The sequence below is a fragment of the Paenibacillus sp. NPDC101420 genome (assembly GCF_050277435.1).
Lineage (GTDB): Bacteria > Bacillota > Bacilli > Paenibacillales > Paenibacillaceae > Paenibacillus_AQ.
This window is the reverse complement of record NZ_JBNNSE010000003.1, coordinates 23,550-45,246: the sequence shown is the minus strand read 5'-3', so window position 1 is coordinate 45,246 and position 21,697 is coordinate 23,550. Positions and strand designations below refer to the sequence as shown.

Below are 21,697 nucleotides of genomic sequence, written 5' to 3'. Positions count from 1 at the left end.
TATCGTCATTCCTATATTAAAAAAAATAAAACCGCTCGAGTTTAATCGAGCAGTTGAGGTTAAACTATGAATTATCGCAAATACTTCATTGGATTTACCGCAGTGCCATTCTTCCGAATCTCAAAATGCAGATGTGTTCCCGTCGAGCGTCCAGTATTGCCCATTACGCCAATTTTGGCGCCTTGCTCCAAACGCTGTCCCGTAGAAACGGAGATGCTGTTTAAGTGGCCATAATAGGTTTCGTATCCGTTACGGTGATCCACAATAACCACATTTCCATATCCACTCTTCACACCAGCAAAGATTACAGTTCCGGCATCAGAGGCTTTAATGCTCCGGTTGCCAGATACCATATCTAGACCCTTATGAGCACGGCTCCAGCGCTCACCGAAACTACTAGTAAGGGTTGCTCCGCTTACTGGCCAACTGAACATGCCTGTTCCTTCACCAACTACCTTCGTACCCCGATAAACCACTTCAGGGAGAGAAGATTTAATAACGGTCTGACCCAACCACTCTTCTTGTACGACCATTCCGTTTTTCTTTGTTAACCGATACTGCATTTCTTTAAGGCCCGTTTGTCCTGGACGAACGACCTTACTTTTGCCTGCTGGTAACTGGTCACTTTTCCGCACGATCACTTCAGGCTCAGTAACCACCTGCTCTGACACTTGCTCTACAGTAACAACTGTAACATCTGGCTGTGGTACCTTCAGCTTCAGTGTATCTCCAATCTTCAACGTTAGCTCTTTCACATCCGGGTTGTTACTATAGATCTCTTTTTGCGTAATTTCAAACCGTTTGGCAATCCCCGAAATCGTATCGCCCTCTTGAACGGTATAAAGAAGTGGTGCTTCTTTACCCTCGGTAAGAGTTTTGACCGCTTCCTCGACATCCAATACTTTGTTAGGATCTGTCTTCACTGGAACAATAGCAACTTCTTCACTAATTTTGACTGACTCCACTTGGTTAGGAGCTTTTGCTTTCGCAGCACTTGAACTTGAGGCTGCTGTTCTTGTGAGCTTACTAGCCGTTGCTACTTTAGTTTGCGGAACATAATGATTCTTTACCCCTTCAAGCACCGCATTTGCGGTCTCTTGATCCTTAACAATGCCAACCACCTTGCCATCTACCAATAATTGTACACCTACGGCATAGGCCTTCAGCATTCCATCTAGTTTATTAAGCGTTGCTTCACTATCAACTTCCGGCTTGTACGCTTTCTCCTGTTTAATTGTAATGCCTTCTGTCTGAAGCACCATCGTTGAATCTGGATACTTGTCCTGATATTCCTGTTGCTTCTTATCATACAGCTGATTAAGCTGTGCCTGATCGTTAAGCTTCCCGATCTCCTTACCCTTCACCAACACTTGATAGTAGGTTTCGGTATTGGCTGCTACATACTTTTTCTCTGCACCGATCAATACAGTGGTTAGAAGTACTAGGCCAACAGCTCCCAAAATCCAAGAACGCCGGAATCTACGAGTCCCTTTTTCTTGATGAAAGTGTGTGGAGTCGTGATCGAAATTGTGGCTCTGCTGAACATCTGCTCCGGATTCTGCTGTGTCACTATTCCGCAGTTTCCCCATCCGGCGCATGAACTTAAATCCCTTCATGAAACTCTCCCTTTCAGTCCGCTCTGTCATCTGATATGAACGGCCAAGCTAGTTGTACGATCTCGATTATATAGATTACGACCATGAATGTTTCTGCTTATCCTAGTTCTAAATTCCTGCTTCTAATGGACCCTCAAAAAGGTTACAATTGGTTACAAAAAATTAACCCTTTGAACATCCTTGTCTAATGTACCATAGCTGAGCGAAAAATTTCAACTTTGTACACATAAAAAAACCCACGAAATACGCGGGTTTTTTGCGCAAATATGAAAATTTAGCCTTTTTCTTGTGTCTAGAAATTGACAATTACTATGGCTGCTGTAGAGTTTCTGTAGTTGGTGTAAGCATTTTCATTATACTCTCGTATTCATCGCGATCAACATATTTGGCAATGACTTGTTGCAGCTCCTTAACCTCATCCTCCGTTAGACCATCCTCCATCGCCGTGGAGATTTTCTGCATCTCATCCTGCGGTAGTTTGGACATCAAGATATTGAATATATTTACCTTCTCCGCCGAAGGGAGATTATCTTTTAAGTCACCTATTGCCTCAGGTGTCATTACCAATTTCTGGTCCTCTGAAATTCCACTCTGGCTTTCGTTAGTAGAAGACTCATTTGAGGCTTGGCCCATAACCGGTAAAGCATCCTCGGGTGCTTTTTCCTCCACCGGCTCCCCTTTTTCAGGTGTATCCTTACTGTTATCTTTATCCTTGTTTACCGCGCTGCCTGTTGTCGTCGCTTCTTTATTCGCTTTATTGGAGTCCGATTGGCTATCCATGCCAATAATGCTCTTGACCATCCCACCTAAACCTGGGCCTGGACTATCCACTTTAATATCGAAGCTCGCCAGCACCGACTGAATATAAGCATTTACAACCACGCCCGTAGTTAGAATAGAAAGTGTACTTGCGAGTACTACAATTAGACATACTCCCAGTGCACGCTTCACGATCTTCATTTCTTCTCTCCTCTCACCTATGTTCAAGTCTATCTGGTATATTTTTTCCATGTTTTTCTATACTCCCAGTATTGACTAGAACCGGCTTCGGGAAACATACGCATAAAAGTAAACATAAAAAAGAGACCTCTCGCGAGGTCCCTTATATATGACTAAATTTATTTAGATATAAATTGGCATTACTTGATTCGTCTGCTCACGGTTACGGCCTACTGAGAAGATGGCGATCGGAATCCCTGTAAGCTCAGATACACGTTCAACATATCTGCGTGTATTTGCTGGCAGATCGTCCAATGTTTTTGCAGAAGTAATATCTTCGCTCCAACCTGGAAGCTCCTCATATACCGCTTCACACTCTGCAAGCATCTTAAGGCTAGCTGGGTAATGCGTGATTACTTCACCACGGTATTTGTAGCCTGTGCAGATCTTCACAGTCTCAAGTCCACTCAGCACATCCAGCGAGTTAAGAGACAAGCCAGTGATTCCACTTACACGACGAGCGTGACTTACAACAACACTGTCAAACCAACCTACACGGCGAGCACGTCCTGTAACTGTGCCATATTCATGACCTGTTTCACGGATATAATCACCAGTTGCATCATTCAGTTCTGTAGGGAACGGGCCATCTCCAACACGAGTAGTGTAGGCTTTAGCAACCCCGATAACCTGTTTAATCTTAGAAGGTCCAACACCAGAACCTATGCATACGCCACCTGCAGAAGGGTTAGAAGAAGTAACAAACGGATACGTACCTTGATCGATATCAAGCATTACCCCTTGTGCGCCCTCAAACAATACTTTGCGGTCTGCATCAATAGCTTCATTAAGAATGACCGACGTATCTGTCACATAATTACGTAGCACTTCCGCATATTCCAGGTACTGAGTCAGAATCTCTTCAACGTCAAGAGCTTCCGCGCCATATACTTGAGTAATCACTTGGTTCTTCTCTTCCATCAAGTGACGAAGTCTCAATTCGAATTCCTCAGCGTCCATCAGGTCAGCAATACGGATACCGTTACGTGCAGCCTTATCCATGTAACATGGACCAATGCCTTTGCGTGTTGTACCAATCTTGTTCGGACCCTTGCGGTCTTCTTCCAGAGCATCCAGTACCATGTGATAAGGCATAATAACATGAGCCCGGTCGCTGATCACTAAGTTTTTAGTGTCAAAGCCGTTCTCGTGAATATAATTAATTTCTTGGATCAAGGCAGCTGGATTAATAACCATCCCGTTACCAATTACACAAGTCTTTTCTTTATAAAATACACCAGAAGGGATTAAGCTGAGCTTAAACTTCTCACCGTCAATCAGAATCGTGTGACCGGCATTATTGCCCCCTTGATAACGGGCAACCACATCTGCACTTTCCGCTAGAAAGTCAGTGATTTTCCCTTTACCTTCGTCTCCCCATTGTGTTCCCACGACGACTACCGTTGACATGTTCATTCCTCCGTAGGTGCTAGCAAGCACCATTATTTTTCATAAATATGGGCCCTGTACGTCATTCTTATGTACGTAGCCCTCCGGACTCCAAGCGGATTTACCCACTAAAGGACAATACTCAGTGTAACAGCCGTTTTTTTCAAAGTCAAATAAAACGAACGATTACACAAAGAAATGTGCAATCGTTCGGATATCATACATGACAGGTTACCCAGCAAATGGTTCTGCATGTGCTCGCTCGTAGTTAACGAACTTGTTGAAGTTTTTGAGGAAGACAAGCTCTACTGTCCCAACGGGACCATTACGCTGTTTAGCTATAATAATTTCAATAATATTTTTCTTCTCAGTGTCCTGATTGTAATAGTCGTCACGATACAAGAACGCAACAATGTCGGCATCCTGCTCGATAGAACCGGATTCACGCAAGTCACTCATCATCGGTCGTTTATCCTGACGTTGTTCCACACCCCGGCTAAGCTGCGACAGGGCGATAACCGGCACGTCCAATTCACGAGCGATCTGCTTCAATGTACGGGATATATCCGATACTTCCTGTTGACGGTTTTCCCCGCCTTTACCGCGGCCCTGAATGAGCTGCAAGTAGTCAATGACGATCATCCCCAGGCCCTTTTCCTTCTTGAGCCTCCGGCATTTCGCACGAATATCCGTTACAGTAATCCCTGCTGTATCATCGATATAAATCTCCGCCTCCGATAGGGACTGAATGCCCATAGTCAGCTTCGACCAATCATCATCACTCTTAAAGTCACCGGTACGCATAGTATTCGCATCCAGATTAGCTTCGGCACAAATCATCCGCTGTACTAGCTGCGGCGCAGACATTTCCAGACTAAATATGGCAACCGTCTCTTTGGCACGTACGGCCACATTCTGAGCAATATTTAGCGCGAATGCTGTCTTACCTACAGAAGGACGGGCTGCAACAATAATCAAATCATTGCGCTGGAATCCATTAGTCATATGGTCTAAATCCACAAATCCCGTTGGAATACCTGACATGCCACCCTTATCTTTATTCTGATGGAGGAGTTCAACCTTATCAAATACTTCCATCAAAACATCGCGGATTGCGATAAATCCACTGCCGCTGCGCCGGTTAGAGATTTCAAGAATTCGCCGTTCTGCATCACTCAGCATATCGGCTACATCTTCACCGCCGGTGTAACCCTCGCTTACGATTTGCGTCGCTGTACGAATCAAACGCCGTAACATAGCCTTTTCTTCAATAATCTGCGCGTAGTATTCTACGTTAGCCGCAGTAGGCACAGCATGCGCCAGCTTAGCTAGGTAGCTTACACCACCAATATCTTCGAGTTCTCCCTTGTCCTGCAGTCTAGAAGTAAGCGTAACAAGATCAATCGGCTGGCTCTCTTCTCCGAGCTGCACCATCGCCTCAAAAATCATTTGATGCGCTTTATCGTAGAAGTCTTCGGTATTCACCCGTTCCATTGCAGTAATGAGCGCTTCATCCTGCAACAGAACAGCACCAATTACCGCTTGCTCCGCCTCAAGATTCTGCGGGGGAACCCGATCGAAAAAGAGATCTCCACCCATGTTACTCCTCCGTTACCTGAACCTTAAGGGTAGCCTTTACTTCAGTGTGTAGTTTTATACTTACTTGAAACACTCCCAAATGACGAATCGGCTCTCCTAGCTCAATCTTGCGCTTATCGATGGAAATGCTTTGAGTGGAAGCTAGCGTTTCAGCAATTTGTTTGCTCGTGATTGCGCCGAATAGACGGCCGCCTTCACCTGCTTTTGCTTTCATAGTCAGGGTAAGCTCATCTATCTTCTTGCCCAGTTGCTGAGCTTCTTCTTTTTCGTTATCTTTACGGCGTTGTTCAGCAGCTGCTTGATTCTCAAGCGTCTTCACATTGCCTTCCGTTGCCGGACGAACTAATCCACGTGGTAATAGGAAGTTCGAAGCATAACCTTCGGATACCTCTTTAACCTGACCTTTTTTACCTTGACCCTTAACATCTTTTATGAAAATGACCTTCATTCGAATAAACCCTCTTTCGATTCGATTTCAGCCAGCACTTGCAGCAGTCTGGCTTCTGCTTCTTTACATGTTCCTTCTAGCTGTACCGCGGCGTTCGATAGATGCCCACCGCCACCCATTTTTTCCATCACGACCTGTACATTCATACGCCCAAGTGATCGAGCACTAATGCTTATCAGGCCGTCTGGTCGCTCACTAATGACAAATGAAGCGACTACGTTCGTCATACCAAGTAATGTATCCGCAGTCTGAGCGATAAGTAGCTGTGGAATCTTCATACCTGGTGCCGTAACGACCAATGCGATTTGATCATAAATCATACGCGCATGTTTGATAATTTCGGCTTTTGAAATATACTCCTGTAAATCCTCCTTCAGCATACGCTGAATAAGAACGGTATCCGCACCATTTCGGCGCAGAAACCCTGCAGCTTCAAATGTACGTGAGCCTGTATGCAGTGCAAAGTGCTTCGTATCTACAGTAATTCCCGCTAAGAGCATTGTAGCATCCAATGGACTAATCTTTACCTTCTCATGGATATATTGAAGCAACTCTGTCACCAGCTCACAGGTTGATGAAGCATAAGGCTCTAAATAGACAAGTACAGCATCGTTGATGAACTCTTCGCCTCTACGGTGATGATCCACCACCACAATTCTACTCGCATATTGCACAAGCCGCGGTTCCATTGTCATAGATGCCTTATGGGTATCTACAACAATAAGCAGTGTATGCTCCGTCATCACTTGTAAAGACTGCTCCGTTGTGATGAACGACTTAAACAATTCATCATCTTTCCTAATCTGCTCCATCATGTTCGTTATGGAAGGATTAGGAGTTTCCATCACAATGCTAGCCTCTACATTATACATCTGTGCGGCTCTCAGAAGGCCAATCGCAGCACCAACAGCATCGATATCTGGTGTCCGGTGGCCGAGGATCAGCACACGGTCGCTCTCCTGCATTAAATCACGCAGCGCATGCGCAATGACTCTTGCCCGCACTCGTGTACGCTTCTCCGCAGCATTACTCTTTCCACCGTAGAAAGACAACCTCTGGCCTGCTTTTACAGCAGCCTGATCTCCACCTCGGCCGAGCGCCATATCCAAACTGGATTGTGCTAAGGCACCTAGCTCGCTTGCAGAGTCCGCTCCAAATGCCATACCAATACTCAGTGTCATGGGTACTTTAAGGTCGGCCGTCATTTCCCTAATCTCATCGAGAATAACGAATCGACTTTCTTCCAGTGCTTGCAGACTACGATGATTAAGTAGCATTAGATAACGCTCAGACGACAGACGACGCAGATAAACATCAAACTGTTTACTCCATTCGGTGATCTCACTCGCTACCTTAGCGATCAGAGAAGTACGCTGTTGATCATCCATTCCTTGAGCAGATTCATCTAGATTATCCATCATCACTATGCCAATCGCCAGCTTCTCATCCTCATAACGTTCACGTAGCACCACAAGCTCAGTGATATCATACATGTAAAGAATACGTTCACTTGGAATAATGACAGCTTGATAAAATCGTTCATCCACAGTGAGTTCAAGGCGAGTGTCATGCAATACGCCATCTTTGTGAACATCCCTTTTTCCCGAGACATTCGTCGTAAAAAAAGACTGCATATCCGGCAGTAATTCCAGTAGCGGTTCCCCAACTAAAGACTTGCGCGCAAAAATATCACCAGCATAGCGGTTATTCCATTCTACTGTTCGATCTTCGCTAAACAGAATGATTCCGAGGGGCAGCATACTCACTGCTTCTCCCTCCACTCGCTTAATACGAAAAGTTAATCCGTTAATATATTCCACCAGATTACGGCGGAACGAAATTTCCGTCTTCAGCATATAGAAGCATAATGTACCTGCCAGAAACAGGCTAACGACCCCAAGAGCCCAGTTATAAACACTAACAATTATAATAAGGGCCAACAGCAGCATGAACGCCCATACGGTATGATAGCCGTGCCAGCGTCTTTGCAGAAATTTAGGCATGAACTCTCACCCTATCGTTTCGATTTCGTCACATACTCCCGCAGTGGGAAAGCAAGATCAATAATACCGATAATGCGTAGCGGCGGCAGCAAAATGACCGGTATTGCTAGCAGAATGGCAACCATCTTGTTCCATTTGCGTTCATGCGCCAGGAAGAAGAAAAATCCAATCGCCTGAATCATAAAGCCAATTCGTAGCAACGGCAGTAGATTGGCAGAAATCATGAGGATGTAATTATTCTCTGATCCTGAGAAGAAGAGCTGAAGAACCACACCAATCAAATAATACCAAATAAACGATCTCGAAAGTCTCCATTCACGAGCAGGCTTCATCTTAGGCACTGCATAATTCATACTGTTCAGAATCGGACGAACAATAGAATGCGTAATGACAGCTATCATAAAAGAGCTTACGATTAGAGTCATTGGGATCATTTGAACCGTCATATGACTTAGCTTGTTTACATCCTCAGTCGTAAATCCAAGATCAGTAAACAGTGGATTAGCAGTACCAAGATCAGACAGAGGCGAGTTAACCATCTGCAGCACATCGTTCACATAGTTAGACAAATCAAAGTTAAATAACGCCGTACCGAGTAATAAGAGTAACAGGAATTCTCCAAGAATCGTAACCGTACCTGCAATCACGGTAGATACTGCTGAAGCATGTCTTTTATACCAACGTCCCATTACCAGAGCAGGTATTAAGAAATACGCCGCGATCAGCACATAAATAGGTGTAATCAGACCAACAATCAGCAACACCGGCAATACGTGTATAACGAATTGTTTGGTGTTCAGCGTAGTGAATAACACTACTGCCGGAACAATCATAAATAGGGTAGTGATGATGAGCAGTGGAGTCGTTAAACTAAGCAGCAAAAGTAAATATACTACGCTCCAAGCCACAGATGACCAGCGAAATTTCAACAGTATTCACCTCTTACGCATATGTTCTTCTAAAGCAGATATATCTTGATACCATTCTTCCAGTTGATGCCCTTCCTGCTTATGCTTTCTGAGCTTCTCGAGTAGCAAGTCATCTAATTGACGATAGGGAATCCCTAGTCTGCGGCCCAAAATATAAGAGCTCATAATCAAACTAGCAAGGCTGTCGCCCACACGGGTAGTACTGCCTTCCCATAACGCTTTAAATAACCGTGAAACTTGGTCAATCACTTCTGTTTTTAACCATTCAATTACCTTGGCGCGTTTAGCGACATCCAGATCCTTCGGCACATTGGACACGTCTCTCTACCTCCGGCAAAAAGCTTTATTCTCCATTATAGCATAAAAAATTCCGTGTCACACAAGGGCGCCCCACGCACCTTAAGTATGCTTCAACAAGGGATGAACTAGTACTTCTTACATTTTTAAAAAAGACCTGCTTTCCGTTATCGCCGGAAATACAGGCCTTGTTCCGATTGCTTCTATTACCGCGAATAAATTGGGCTATAATGACTCTTGAGATTGTTTTGATACAAATTTCTCACAATATTCTATGACTTGACTCCGGCGAACGATGCCAATAAACCGGTTCATATCATCGACTACAGGAACAAAGTTCTGTACCTTAGCCAAATTAATCAGATCTTCCATATCCGCATCAATCGAGACAGGTCTGTTATTCATCCTCAACGGCAAATCTTTAAGCAAGAATTTTGAAGCGTTCTCGAAAGTAACCTTGCCCTCGGATTCCTTCATATACCAGAGCAGATCACCCTCTGTAACCGTACCAGCGTATTCTCCATTTCGGTTCAAAATAGGGACAGCAGTATAACGGTGATACTCCATCCTCTCCAACGTTTGGCGTAGCGTTGAATCGATCGTTACGCAAGCGACTTCCTGTTTCGGAAGTAAAAAAAATGCAATATTCATCTCTTGATCCTCCTCAAAGAGTTCCGAAGGAATTACGGTTCTTTAACTTCCTTTTACTACCATGCAAAATTATTAATACGTGGCAGCTTAATAATCGTTCCAATACATTATAGCATGAAGACAGTAAGCAGCAGCCATAAGAATGTGAATGGCTGCTGCAATTAATTATATGAGTTTGAACTCCACTTTAGAATTATTGCGTAACTGCTGTTGATTTAGGCTCCAGTGCATTACTTGCTTTTCCCGGCTCAATTAGTTGATCTACAGGTGTTGCTGCACTCATCCAGTTGTCGATCATCGCCTTAGCTTCACTCAAATCCTCTTCATCAACGATATCATAGTAAACACCATCCATACGTTTACCTTCACCCATAACTGTGAAGCTTGAGATATCCATGCCTTTTCCGCCCATGAATTTTTTGGCTAGACTAATGATCATCGAAGGCTCTATATCGGTTTTGAAATTATCTCCCATAATATCCAGCAACTTCGGAATGTTGCCAATTTGACTGATCGATAACATTTTATTCGCTACAACATCAATAAAAACCTGTTGGCGTTTGGTACGGTTAAAGTCACTATCCTCACGATAACGCGTATAGTTTAGTGCTTCTTGTCCGTTATAAAGCGACTTTCCAGCTTCAATTGTAAACTTTTCATGATCCTTACCCTTGTTCACAATGTCTTTCTTAATCGGCAGCGGAACGCCTCCAATAGCATCTACAGCATCCTTGAGTCCTTGGAAATTTATTGTCGCATAATATTGAATATCATGACCAAGCAGAGCTTCTAGAGAATCCTTGGCCATCTGTTGCCCCCCAAAAGCATAGGCATGTGTAATCTTATCCTTTTTATTATCCTTATGACCTATAATTTCCGTATACGTATCACGCGGAATAGAAATGAGCAGGATCTTATAGTCCTCAGGCCGAACAACAGCGTACATCATGGTATCTGAACGTGCCGTTTCATTATCACGTTGATCGGTACCTAAGAGCATAATTGAGAACGGATCGCTCTTGTACACAACCGGTTCTGGCTTAACCTTATTATCATCCTTAAGCGGCTGGTAAGATTCTTCCTTTAGCTTAGTTTCAACCCGATCAGACAAAAAGAGGTCGAAGGCTAATACAGCCAGGGAATTACGAAACAGAAAGCCTCCCGCTATAATAACAACAAGAACAATGAGGGCGATATATCTTTTCTTTATTTTTTTCATCTTTGATTCCTTCATTTTTGATTCCTTCTTTATTGTAGAATAATTGCTTGCCATATATATAATGCTTCCTGAATCTTTATCAGGCAGTCATGACTTTATTTCTCACGGCGATCAACTGACCCTTATTCCATTATCTTATTGTCCCCCCTTTCAAGAAATTCAGGTCATTCAAAATTATAGAAAAAAAAAGTTTTTTGCGGTTCTAAAATAATGTGGACTAAAACAATATTTCTATTGTAATCACTAAATGGATAAAAAGAAACCACAAATAACGACATGAATAGGGAAAAAGCACCAAACCAAGTAATAAATACTGGTATGGCGCTCCGACTTTAGTTCCTAATTCTGAGCGGATTCATCATATGTTTAACCCGATCTCCGGATTGTAAACCACGGGAAAATCCGTAATCAAATAATTTTGCTGCCCCTTCAAATCGGCTCTCATAAGTCTTTGCCCCCATAACGACTGCAATAAGCCTATGCCCATCCCGCTGAGCCGAGCCTGCAATACAGTATCCTGCCCGGTTATTATGTCCAGTCTTTAAACCATCTGTACCCTCATAAGCGTAAATGCCACCCATAGCTGGCAACATGAAATTGCTATTACTTACATATAGCCCCTTATTCTTCAAATGCATTTGTGTACGGCTGGAAATATTGAGAATATCCGGATGATGATAGATTAGTGCGGCAGCCAATTTAGCGGTATCACGAGCTGTCATCATAGTCTCACCGCTGATATGCATATTTGGATCAGTGAAACCAAGATCCTTACCTGATAGGCCCGTTGCATTAGTAAATATTGTACGAGAAGATAAGCCTAGACTATGTGCCTTGTCGTTCATCATGAGCACAAAAGAGGCTTCTGAACCAGCCATATACTCAGCCAATGCAACAGTAGCATCGTTGGCAGAATAAATAGTGACTCCTTCGAATAATTCTCTTATAGTATAGAATTCTCCCCGCTTCAATGAGAGACTTGTGCCGCCCATTTTACTTGCATAGGCACTAATTGGGACTCTATCCTCCCATCTAATCATTCCAGAGGAGATTTGATCCAGCACAATCATTTCTGTCATTAATTTAGATACACTGGCCGGTGGCATGGGTACATCACCATTAATATCCACCCATATATCTCCGGTATCCATATCTAGAAGCACTGCTGATTCCGCGTCAATATTCGGTTTAAAACCAAGCCCAGTTGGCCTCCATACCGCAATTAAGACAACGACTAATACAGCTGCGATTGCCCCCACTACTATCCGTCTCTTCATCGTCGTCATCCTCCATACTATATATGACGAATGAAACTACAATTTGATTTCACTTTTCACAAAAAATTATTATTTTATTTTTCGTCCTCTTCCTTAATCCACCATTTATAAGGGTCAATAATCGTACTCATTGAATTCACGCGAACGCCCTGTAGGCGCTTATTTACTGGAACTATCGCTTTTCGTTCGGCAAAAAAGATCATAGGCACCTCTTCATTAACCAGCTTCTGCCACTCATAGTATATTTCTTTACGATAATCCATATCGTATGCCTTCATACTTACGCCTTCACGAATCAGCTCTTCATTCCGCTCGGAAGACCAACGGGGATAGTTCCATAGATCATTTTCTCTCCATAGACCTGTTGGATCGGGATCACTCGCTAACCCCCATACTCCGTAAAATAGTTCGATAGACGGATCATCGGTTTCCACTGCATCGTAGAAAGCATGGAATTCCTTTAAGGCTCCACCGTTCAGCTGTACATCGAGTCCAACATCACGCCAATTTCTTAAAATGGCATTAGTACGTAGCTCTGCTGTTTGACTGCCTAGCATAGAATCAAAATGGATCATCAGCTTCTGGCCCTTTGGGTCTTCCCGTAATCCATCACCGTCTAGATCCAAGAACCCAGCAGCATCCAGCAGTTCCTTGGCCTTTGTAGGATTATATAGATAAGCATTAATCTCAGTATCAGGGATCTTCGCCCAGCTAGTGCTAGATATTGGAGTCTCTACAGCCTCAGCTAGACCGTGGGAATATGCTTTGATGATCCCTTCACGATCTAAAGCATAATACATAGCTTGCCGTAATCTTTTGTCTTCAAATTTAGGGTTATCCATTACGATGGTCTCGGTTTCCGTATCCCAATGCCCGAATTTAAAACCTATATATTCATAGCCTAGCTCAGCAGTTTGCAGGATGTTAATATTCTCCAGTTTTTTTAGATCATCATAAGCATCCCGAGGGGCTGACTCTATGTCAATCTCTCCTGTTTGAAAGCGTTCAGCCACTTCCTTATCGTCAAATGCCTTATACACTATCCCATCCAATAGCGCTTTGCCCTTGTAATATTGATCAAAACGTTTCATTTCTACCCTCTGGCCAGGCTGAATATGTTCAACCTCAAAAGGGCCAATACCTATAGGAGATTTTCGCATCTGGTCACTTTCAGGCATATCTTTAACAGCAATTCCAGTATAGTATTTTTTATTCATCGGATAGGGCCACAGACTATCGATGGTGTTTACCCGTGCAGCAGTTACAGTTATTTTCAAAGTATAAGGATCTATAACCTTCAATCCGGATATGCCCTTCGCTTCTCCCTCATGATAGGCCTCTGCACCCTGAATCATTTCAACACTATAATAATGCGAGCCCGTATAATCTGGACTAGCAATAGTTTCAATTGCGAATTTCCAATCCTCTACCGTTAATTCATCACCGTTATGCCAACGGATTCCCGGTTTAATTTTAAAGGTAAATACTTTATGATCATCAGATTCCTGCCAAGAGGCGATATTAGGAACCGTCACTAGTTCATCATTTATCTGAAACATCGGCTCAGTAATAAATTCCAGCACATGAAAATCATCTTCACCTTCATAAAAAGCAGGCTCAAACAAACCCGTAAATGGTGAGGAGAATCCGTAGGTAACTACTCCACCAGCTTGTGGCTTATCGTCTACTATATTATGGCGCGAAGATAATGGATTACTGCTAGAAGTTGTTCTACTACATGCTGACAATAGAGTTGCCATCACGAGCAGCGTTAACAACAACCTGCATATTTTCTTATTATTCATGTGTTTCTTCCCTTCTCTAGTTGAACGTATATCTACATTTAAGTTATGGAACATAAATATTTTTACTGTAACAAAGTTTTATGGTGGTTACAATAACTTCTAAGCCCTAGGCCTTTACTCCTGCTTGAAATTCACTTATTTCGTTATATCTATAAAAAAAGACCTGTCTCGTGGACAGATCTTCATTGAATCTATTCTTCATTTCTGTGCGTAATCGTTAAACCCTCAACATGTTTACGCTGCATCAGCTTGCGCTTTTTACGTGTATCCTTACTCTCAAAAATAATATCAAAGTCATATTCCTCCGGGTATAGCTCTTCTTTTGAAAGATAGGGCTTCAACCGCTTATGGTTAATTTTCATTTTTTGTTTCTGGATCATCACCCCAACCATTCCTAAATGATCTCTCTTCTCATAAACGATCCCTGTCCGGCCGAGTGACGTTACCACAACTGCATCTCCAATTTCAAATTGAATCAGCTTCTCCTTGCTGCGGTCAGATGGAGCAGCCTTTTCTTCTGCGTTGCCATATTCCTCTACTGGAAGTGCAGCATATTCCTGTTCTCCATCTTTGCTGAAAAAACTTCCCCATGCCTCTCCGCTGCCTTTCTGTAGCCTTTGTTGCTGCGCCTCTACGATTTCCCATGATCTCTTAATAACGTTATCCTCTATCCCCAGCTTTTTAGCGATCTGCAGAGCGTAACTTTCCCCCGCTTCTCCAATCGTCAATCGATACAACGGCTGTAGCGTTTCTTTATCAAATTCCATTCGCGCATTTTGAAAGCCCGTCGTTGCGGCTGCAAAGGCTTTTAGCTCATTAAAATGTGTAGTAACAATAATATTCGCCCCTTTACGGCTCAGCTCCTCCAGAATCGCGATAGAGAGCGCAATGCCCTCCCCGGGATCCGTACCAGCCGCCAGCTCGTCAATGAGCAGCAGCACCCCTTTAGATGCATCTCTCAGCATTCCCTCAATACTCTTCATTTGCGCCGAGAATGTGCTGAGGGATTGTGCCAGACTTTGTCCGTCGCCAATTACACTGATTACATCCGTAAAAATAGTGAATTCGCTGCCCTCCTCGACCGGAATCAACAGCCCTGATTGAGCCATGATCGTCAGCAGCCCTAGTGTCTTAAGGACCACAGTTTTACCACCTGTATTTGGGCCTGTAATGATGAGGGATTTATACCCCTTACCTACCTCCAGATTGATCGGAATCATCCCCTTCAGCATGGGATGCCTGCCTCCATTCATCTTTAGAAAGCCTTTCGCATTCAGCGTAACAGTAGATGCCCCCAGTGTTCGTGCATATTTAGCTTTAGCAAAAATAAAATCATACGTGCCCGTAGCCTCAATATTAAGGTGCAGGGCAGCCTGCTCCTGTTCTACCAAGCTAGTCAGCATGCTGAGGATTACGGCTTCTTCTCGCGCCTCTTCACCCAAAAGTAAATCAAGCTCAATTTGGAGAGCAGCGATCTCGTCTGGTTCAATAAACACCGTCTGTCCACTTGTGGATTGATCAAGCACCGATCCTTTTATTTGTTTATGATATTCCCGTTTTACGGGGATAACGTAACGTCCACCTCGCTGACTATAAATATTCTCCTGCAAAATCGATTGATGGCGTGACATAATTCCGTCGATTTTTTTATGAAGACGTTCTTTAGCCACAACAATCCGTTTACGAACTCGCTCTAATCCCTTACTTGCTCCATCATCAATCGCACCAAAACGGATACATCGATCAATAGCCTCCCTCACGTGATTTAACTCCATCAACGAGGATGCATATGCAGCAATCCGTGGAGCGCTCTGTTCTTTAGAGGCCATATATTTTCGCAGTTGACTACAGCTCTTAAGAAATGTAGCAACCGCAGTGAAATCTTGCTCACTGTACAAATATCCAGTCCCCATTAATGACATGATCCACTCAATGCCTTCTAATGAAGGAATGGGTACACTCGACCCTCGTTCCAGCAGTTCTTTAGCTTCAGAAGTTTCCTCCATTGCTCTTTGAATCGTCGGCAAATAGGTCATTGGCATAAGCTCTTCTACAGCTTTTTTTCCTACATAAGATACTGCGTGGCGCCCAAGCTCTGTTTTAATGATTTCGTATTCCAGCGTGTTTAGACTTTGTAAATTCACAGCAAATCCTCCTTCAAATCTCTATTGGTTTGGACTTAATTCTCCATAACGCAAAGAAGGGCAAAGAATGCCACTATGGCAGTCCTTGCCCTTCTTTTTATACTGATGCCCTCTATTGTCCTAAGGCCCCGAAATGAGAACAGGTGCCGAAAAACAAAAAAACCGTGCAATAAGAGCACGGTTAATTACAAAGAGAACAACAGCCGTAAAGAGGCCATTTGACGCTTCGTGTGTTCTTAACTAAATCATCCACCCGTAAGGAACAACAGACTGCTGCGTAATACGAACTCAAATAGAGCACGTAATCGGCTCATGACGAGCCTGCTAAAGCCTTCCTAATCAAGTGTTATGAAATTGCTAGTTAAGAACGGTCACCGACATCAAAATTTCCCCTTTAGTTATAGGATAGCTGTAATTTAACATAATAAAGTGCCAACGTCAAACGATTCAACGCCCAAATAATTCGATTTCATGCTTACCCTACTATTAATGCTTCCTTTTCTTCATACAAAAAAAGCAGCCGGTTTCCCGACTGCTTTTATAAAACGTCCTATTCCGTTGTGTAAGGAAGCAACGCGATTTGACGCGAGCGTTTTACAGCAATGGTAAGAGCGCGTTGGTATTTTGCACTTGTACCTGTTACACGACGTGGCAAAATCTTTCCACGTTCGCTGATGAACTTCTTAAGAAGTTCGGTATCTTTATAATCAATGTGAGTAATCTTGTTCACAGTGAAAAAGCAAACTTTTTTACGCTTGTTGCGTCCACCACGACGTGCCGGTCTTTTGTCGTTGTCGGCGCCTTCTCTTGGTTTAAAAGCCATATTCTTTTCAGTCCTTCCTAATTAAAATGGCAAATCATCATCCGATATATCAATCGGTTTACCATCGCCCGAAAAAGGATCTTGAGTATTGTTGTTACGCGAGAAATTATTGTTGTTATTTCCGCGTCCAGCGTTACCACCGCCACCATATGCTGGCTCTTCAGGCATACTACTTGCACCACTTGAAGTATTTCCACCTTCACGGCTCTGTGAAGATTCCAGGAAACGAACATTATCAGCAATAACTTCAGTTACGTATACACGTTTGCCTTCGTTATTCTCATAATTCCGCACTTGGATGCGTCCTTCCACTGCTGTCAGACGACCTTTGCGCAAGTAATTGGCACAGGTTTCTGCTAGCTGTCTCCAGGTTACAACCGGGATGAAGTCTGCCTCACGTTCACCGTTCTGGCCCGTAAAGTTACGATCTACGGCTAGCGTAAATTGCGTTACGGCAACACCAGCGGGAGTATAACGAAGTTCCGGGTCACGGGTCAACCGTCCGATCAAAATGATACGGTTCAACAATTCTGGTCCCCTCCTTTAGAGCGATTCATTACAAAGCTTGTCAAGATCTTAAGCAACGTCGTTCGTAATGAGATAACGAATAACTTCGTCAGAAATCTTCATAAGACGTTCTAATTCAGTAACTACTGCAGGTTCTGCATTGAAGTTAACCAAAACATAAACGCCATCACGGAATTTCTTGATCTCATACGCAAGACGGCGTTTACCTTGCACTTCGTGCTTTGTAATTTCCCCGCCATTGGAGATGATGCCTTGGAATTTATCGACTGCTGCTTGAACGGCTTCTTGTTCAATGTCAGGACGAATAATGTACATCACTTCATATTTGCGCATAATTTTCACCTCCTTATGGTCTGAGGCCCCTAATCACGTCAGGAGCAAGGAACGAGCACAAACATAGACTCGCACCTGATTAATATACCAAAATGAACAGCAGAGTGCAAGCAATATTAATACAGGACAACTCCTCCCCCTCTTTTTACATGAAAATATCACTACCTGCGCACAATAATTACGAATTCATCTACACTAAAAAAGGAGGAATAATGATGGGTGAGAAAACGGAATATGAAGAAGGCGACAAGGCCCCCAATCCAGGTATGTACACAGAGGTAGGCGAAGCGCGAAGCTTCCATACTGAGATTTCGAATCCACAGCACATTAAAATGGAAAAAGGGGACACCTTCCCTGAGACCACCAACAAAAATCGAAAGTGGAAAAAGGTTGAAAAAGCACGGGTCCACTAATTCAAAAATATTTTAAAAATAAATGTGTATAAAAAGCCCGACATTACACATACTATACTCAGGCAGTACAAAAGAGAGGTGTGGTTCCGTTGGCCGTCGTAGACGAACACAATCACAGGAGATCTGATTCAGCATCTATTGTAAGCTGGGAAGAGTAGTGGGTTATTGCCTTAAAAAAGCATTAGCCTCAGCAACGCCTAAATCACTTTAGTCGCTATAAACAGAGAAATTCCAAACATCATTGATGTACTGCCTCCTGAAGAAGGACCCGAAAGGGCCCTTCTTTTTGCGTTATATATTATCCTGTATATCGGCAATTATAGACACAAAAAAACCTCCGTTACAGGAACGAAGGATTCATTAAATGTTATATATGCTGAAGTGGCGGAGAGGGTGGGATTCGAACCCACGCACGCTTTGACACGCCTAACTGATTTCGAGTCAGCCCCCTTGGGCCTCTTGGGTACCTCTCCGCAGCAAAAATAATTGTATCATGCAGACATGCCATTTGCAAGCTTAATTATTGTCTGTATTTCCCTCCGCAGAGCGCAGTACCTTCTTCATATTCTTCTCGAATTTAGCACGGGGAATCAGAACACTATGCTGACAGCCTGTACATTTAATTCGGATATCCATCCCCATGCGAATGATTTCCATCTCATTAGATCCACAAGGATGCTGCTTCTTCATTTGCACTATATCCCCAAGCTGAAAAACTTTACGTTCCACTATTCTTCCCCCTCTTCTCCTTCTTGTGTAGCTGCGATTTGCCGTCTTGATCCAGTGTTTGCCGACCCTTTAACTTCTAGTGCATGTTCTGTTTTCGCAAGATCTATTTCAGCCTTCGCCTCTGCCTCTGCTTTCTTACGTGCTTCTTCTTCAGCTTGAGCTAGTTCCAGCATGCTCTGTTTCTCTAATGCCTGCTTTATGTCGTTCTGAATTTGTCTTTCCGCTGCATCTCTTGCATTAGGAGCACAGCTGGCAGCTATACGAATCACATATTCCGAGGTACTCATGGACTGTATTCCGAGCACATTAGGGTAAGCAAGCACATGGGAGTTACGTTCTTCTATTCCTTTTAGCGCCTCGCCAATTAATCCTAACGTGGCTTCCAAGCTTCGCTCCATTTTAACAGGAACATCAACTACAGCCAATGCATTGGAAAGAGAATAGTTCGTTACATTCGTAATTAGTCCATTAGGGATAATAAATACTTCTCCGGTTGCACTTAACAGTCTTGTTGTTCGCAATCCGATTAATTCTACAGTCCCTTTATAAGTACCTGTCTGAATTACATCACCAACTGCAAATTGGTCCTCCAAAATAATAAAGAACCCTGTAATAACATCCTTCACCAGACTTTGTGCTCCAAAACCTACTGCCAGACCAAGTACACCCGCTCCGGCCAACAAGGGTGCTAAATCGAAGTGGAACTCTGAAAGAACGAGCATGATCATCACAAAATTACAGATAACCGTTACTACATTTTTCATCAATTCCCCTACCGTAGTAAACCTTCGTGTGTTAGACAGAATTCTGCCACCGGTTTTACGTTCAAGCGAACGATCAATAATATTAGAAACAATCTTAATAATGACCCTAGTTAAGAGAAAAATAATAAGAATTCGTAGTCCTGAGAATAAAACATTTGCCCACATATCAGCATCGGTAAACCAATTCCATACCTTATCTTTAAAACGCAAGGCATCTTTTACAGCATCACCGGGAGTAGTAGCCTCTAATATCCACCTATTCATATTGTATAGTCCTCCCTACCTCTCAATCAGTATGTAGTTCTCGTTGTGTTTTCCGTAGATACCGCGTATTTCGATATTCTGTTCCGTTACTATCCTTTGTACCTCTTCCAGTGCACTTTGATAAAACTGTATCGATATCGCGCATCCTGCCGTGATCTCTTTCGGGGTTGGAAATATATCAATTTCAATTTCCGCATACTCAAGTAGCATTTCAGCACGAAGCGCCTGCTGGGTAGAGTCAAACGCGATCAACATCTCTTCCTGCATATACGTTACGCCTCCCATAGGTTTATCGTCCTATCTCTTGCCGCTGTAGTATAAAACCCCTCTTCTATCCATATACTAGATACCATCAAATAGAATCAGCTTCAGAAAGGAAGATGGTATGAATTTTTCATCCAAAGCTACATCAGCGCAAGAAACGTCCTGTTTAAAAATATCACATACCGATCCCGATATCTATTCTGCTATTACTCACCGGCTACTGTTTCACTTTGCACGTACACGCCCGGAAACACAGATTGTCGTCATTTGTGTAGGTACGGACCGATCCACAGGAGACTCTCTTGGCCCTCTTGTTGGCACTGCATTGTCGCGTTTTCATAGTCCGTTGTTTCATTTATATGGAACTCTTGAGGAGCCTGTCCATGCCGTTAACCTTGAGGAAACCCTATCCCTAATCAACGAAAGATATAGTAACCCCTTTATCATCGGTATAGATGCTTGTTTAGGTCACTCTACTAGTGTGGGATGCATCCAAGTCGTTGAAGGGCCTTTGAGACCAGGTGCTGGCGTAAATAAACAATTGCCGCCGGTAGGTGATATCCATTTGACAGGAATCGTTAATGTCGGCGGCTTTATGGAGTATTTTGTATTACAGAACACGCGATTAAGTTTAGTTATGCGATTATCTGATATTATAGCTACGAGTCTATATTCTGCCTTAAAGCAATGGAATCTTCATGCTAGGTCCGCTGCAACGCGAGAGTAACTACTTCTTTTTCTTCAGGTGATAAGACATATTGTGATTCGCCATTCTGCATAGGTTTAGAGTAAATGTAAGAATTCTCACGATTATGAAGACTGGTTAATACAATACCACTACTGTTGTCATCCAGTATAGCGACTGAGAAACTCAGATCATTGCCACGTTCACCAAAGGCATTATAACGCTTCAGCGCAATATTGGACTTCATGCCACGCATTCTAGTTTGAGTTGCTTCTAATACGGTTTTTTGCTCACGTTGTTCTTCTTCCAGCATGTCGCTTTGGTTCTTCAGATCAATTAGAAGGCCTTCCAGATCCTCCACACCGCTCCCAGCCATCATGGCCTCATATTTACGCCGCATAGCACGCAGCTTAGCCCCCTGGGCGATCACAGTGATTATCAGCACTAACATAATTACTGTAAAACCAAACACAAACCACTGCAACTGCTCACTAATTAATTGATTTAATTCAGACATG

Annotated in this window: 22 protein-coding genes and 1 tRNA gene; 2 read left to right on the top strand and 21 right to left on the bottom strand. The window is 43.2% G+C overall.

What is annotated here, in order from left to right; all coding sequences use genetic code 11:
* Positions 1 to 71: 71 nt before the first annotated feature.
* The 16 genes from ACQKMP_RS15505 to rpsF form a co-directional block, all read right to left on the bottom strand.
* Positions 72 to 1,616: a M23 family metallopeptidase gene (locus tag ACQKMP_RS15505; RefSeq protein ID WP_339244140.1), complete on the bottom strand. Its 1,545-nt coding sequence runs from the start codon at positions 1,614 to 1,616 to the stop codon at positions 72 to 74.
* A 309-nt stretch (positions 1,617 to 1,925) separates the two neighbouring features.
* The gene (locus ACQKMP_RS15500) at positions 1,926 to 2,576 is read right to left on the bottom strand and encodes a hypothetical protein (protein WP_339244141.1); all 651 of its coding nucleotides are present in this window, start codon (positions 2,574 to 2,576) and stop codon (positions 1,926 to 1,928) included.
* 162 nt (positions 2,577 to 2,738) lie between these two features.
* Positions 2,739 to 4,025, bottom strand: a complete 1,287-nt coding sequence (locus ACQKMP_RS15495) for an adenylosuccinate synthase (RefSeq protein WP_042193035.1) — start codon at positions 4,023 to 4,025, stop codon at positions 2,739 to 2,741.
* A 210-nt stretch (positions 4,026 to 4,235) separates the two neighbouring features.
* On the bottom strand, positions 4,236 to 5,603 hold the full coding sequence (gene dnaB / locus ACQKMP_RS15490) for a replicative DNA helicase (RefSeq protein ID WP_042131710.1): 1,368 nt from the start codon (positions 5,601 to 5,603) through the stop codon (positions 4,236 to 4,238).
* A gap of 1 nt (position 5,604) precedes the next feature.
* Positions 5,605 to 6,051, bottom strand: coding sequence for a 50S ribosomal protein L9 (rplI, locus tag ACQKMP_RS15485; protein WP_042193036.1), 447 nt, complete (start codon positions 6,049 to 6,051; stop codon positions 5,605 to 5,607).
* Positions 6,048 to 8,054, bottom strand: coding sequence for a DHH family phosphoesterase (locus tag ACQKMP_RS15480; protein WP_427469794.1), 2,007 nt, complete (start codon positions 8,052 to 8,054; stop codon positions 6,048 to 6,050). Before ACQKMP_RS15480 ends, rplI begins: the two co-directional genes overlap by 4 nt.
* Before the next feature lie 11 nt (positions 8,055 to 8,065).
* Positions 8,066 to 8,983 carry a DUF2232 domain-containing protein gene (locus tag ACQKMP_RS15475; protein ID WP_042193038.1) on the bottom strand — a complete coding sequence of 306 codons (918 nt, stop codon included), beginning with the start codon at positions 8,981 to 8,983 and terminating at the stop codon, positions 8,066 to 8,068.
* Between the two features lie 6 nt (positions 8,984 to 8,989).
* The gene (locus ACQKMP_RS15470; protein WP_170880353.1) at positions 8,990 to 9,292 is read right to left on the bottom strand and encodes a MazG-like family protein; all 303 of its coding nucleotides are present in this window, start codon (positions 9,290 to 9,292) and stop codon (positions 8,990 to 8,992) included.
* Positions 9,293 to 9,505: 213 nt separating this feature from the next.
* Complete coding sequence (locus tag ACQKMP_RS15465; RefSeq protein WP_042193039.1) at positions 9,506 to 9,931, bottom strand: CBS domain-containing protein; 426 nt, start codon at positions 9,929 to 9,931, stop codon at positions 9,506 to 9,508.
* Between the two features lie 193 nt (positions 9,932 to 10,124).
* Entirely contained in the window at positions 10,125 to 11,165 is a 1,041-nt protein-coding gene (locus tag ACQKMP_RS15460) for an LCP family protein (protein WP_179085792.1), read from the bottom strand.
* 317 nt (positions 11,166 to 11,482) lie between these two features.
* The gene (locus tag ACQKMP_RS15455; RefSeq protein ID WP_427469791.1) at positions 11,483 to 12,427 is read right to left on the bottom strand and encodes a D-alanyl-D-alanine carboxypeptidase family protein; all 945 of its coding nucleotides are present in this window, start codon (positions 12,425 to 12,427) and stop codon (positions 11,483 to 11,485) included.
* A gap of 74 nt (positions 12,428 to 12,501) precedes the next feature.
* Positions 12,502 to 14,232: an oligopeptide ABC transporter substrate-binding protein gene (opp4A, locus tag ACQKMP_RS15450; protein WP_427469789.1), complete on the bottom strand. Its 1,731-nt coding sequence runs from the start codon at positions 14,230 to 14,232 to the stop codon at positions 12,502 to 12,504.
* 191 nt (positions 14,233 to 14,423) lie between these two features.
* On the bottom strand, positions 14,424 to 16,376 hold the full coding sequence (locus tag ACQKMP_RS15445) for an endonuclease MutS2 (protein ID WP_427469787.1): 1,953 nt from the start codon (positions 16,374 to 16,376) through the stop codon (positions 14,424 to 14,426).
* A 550-nt stretch (positions 16,377 to 16,926) separates the two neighbouring features.
* Complete coding sequence (gene rpsR / locus ACQKMP_RS15440) at positions 16,927 to 17,199, bottom strand: 30S ribosomal protein S18 (protein ID WP_036651767.1); 273 nt, start codon at positions 17,197 to 17,199, stop codon at positions 16,927 to 16,929.
* A gap of 21 nt (positions 17,200 to 17,220) precedes the next feature.
* Positions 17,221 to 17,727, bottom strand: a complete 507-nt coding sequence (gene ssb, locus ACQKMP_RS15435; RefSeq protein ID WP_036677780.1) for a single-stranded DNA-binding protein — start codon at positions 17,725 to 17,727, stop codon at positions 17,221 to 17,223.
* A 48-nt stretch (positions 17,728 to 17,775) separates the two neighbouring features.
* Positions 17,776 to 18,060 carry a 30S ribosomal protein S6 gene (gene rpsF / locus ACQKMP_RS15430; RefSeq protein ID WP_036677776.1) on the bottom strand — a complete coding sequence of 95 codons (285 nt, stop codon included), beginning with the start codon at positions 18,058 to 18,060 and terminating at the stop codon, positions 17,776 to 17,778.
* 215 nt (positions 18,061 to 18,275) lie between these two features.
* Here rpsF and ACQKMP_RS15425 point away from each other — a divergent pair, with 215 nt between their 5' ends.
* The gene (locus ACQKMP_RS15425; protein WP_042131720.1) at positions 18,276 to 18,473 is read left to right on the top strand and encodes a YjzC family protein; all 198 of its coding nucleotides are present in this window, start codon (positions 18,276 to 18,278) and stop codon (positions 18,471 to 18,473) included.
* Between the two features lie 382 nt (positions 18,474 to 18,855).
* Here ACQKMP_RS15425 and ACQKMP_RS15420 read toward each other — a convergent pair.
* The 4 genes from ACQKMP_RS15420 to ACQKMP_RS15405 form a co-directional block, all read right to left on the bottom strand.
* Positions 18,856 to 18,946 (bottom strand) — tRNA-Ser (locus ACQKMP_RS15420).
* 43 nt (positions 18,947 to 18,989) lie between these two features.
* Positions 18,990 to 19,202 carry a DUF951 domain-containing protein gene (locus ACQKMP_RS15415; protein WP_036677772.1) on the bottom strand — a complete coding sequence of 71 codons (213 nt, stop codon included), beginning with the start codon at positions 19,200 to 19,202 and terminating at the stop codon, positions 18,990 to 18,992.
* Positions 19,202 to 20,230, bottom strand: coding sequence for a mechanosensitive ion channel family protein (locus tag ACQKMP_RS15410; protein WP_427469785.1), 1,029 nt, complete (start codon positions 20,228 to 20,230; stop codon positions 19,202 to 19,204). Before ACQKMP_RS15410 ends, ACQKMP_RS15415 begins: the two co-directional genes overlap by 1 nt.
* Positions 20,231 to 20,245: 15 nt before the next feature.
* Positions 20,246 to 20,497, bottom strand: a complete 252-nt coding sequence (locus ACQKMP_RS15405) for a DUF3343 domain-containing protein (RefSeq protein WP_042193047.1) — start codon at positions 20,495 to 20,497, stop codon at positions 20,246 to 20,248.
* Positions 20,498 to 20,615: 118 nt separating this feature from the next.
* Here ACQKMP_RS15405 and yyaC point away from each other — a divergent pair, with 118 nt between their 5' ends.
* Entirely contained in the window at positions 20,616 to 21,221 is a 606-nt protein-coding gene (gene yyaC, locus ACQKMP_RS15400; RefSeq protein ID WP_042131724.1) for a spore protease YyaC, read from the top strand.
* Here the strand turns inward: yyaC and ACQKMP_RS15395 are convergent.
* Positions 21,196 to 21,696, bottom strand: coding sequence for a DUF4446 family protein (locus ACQKMP_RS15395; protein ID WP_042193049.1), 501 nt, complete (start codon positions 21,694 to 21,696; stop codon positions 21,196 to 21,198). The two genes, yyaC and ACQKMP_RS15395, sit on opposite strands and share 26 nt — an antisense overlap.
* Position 21,697: the final 1 nt, after the last annotated feature.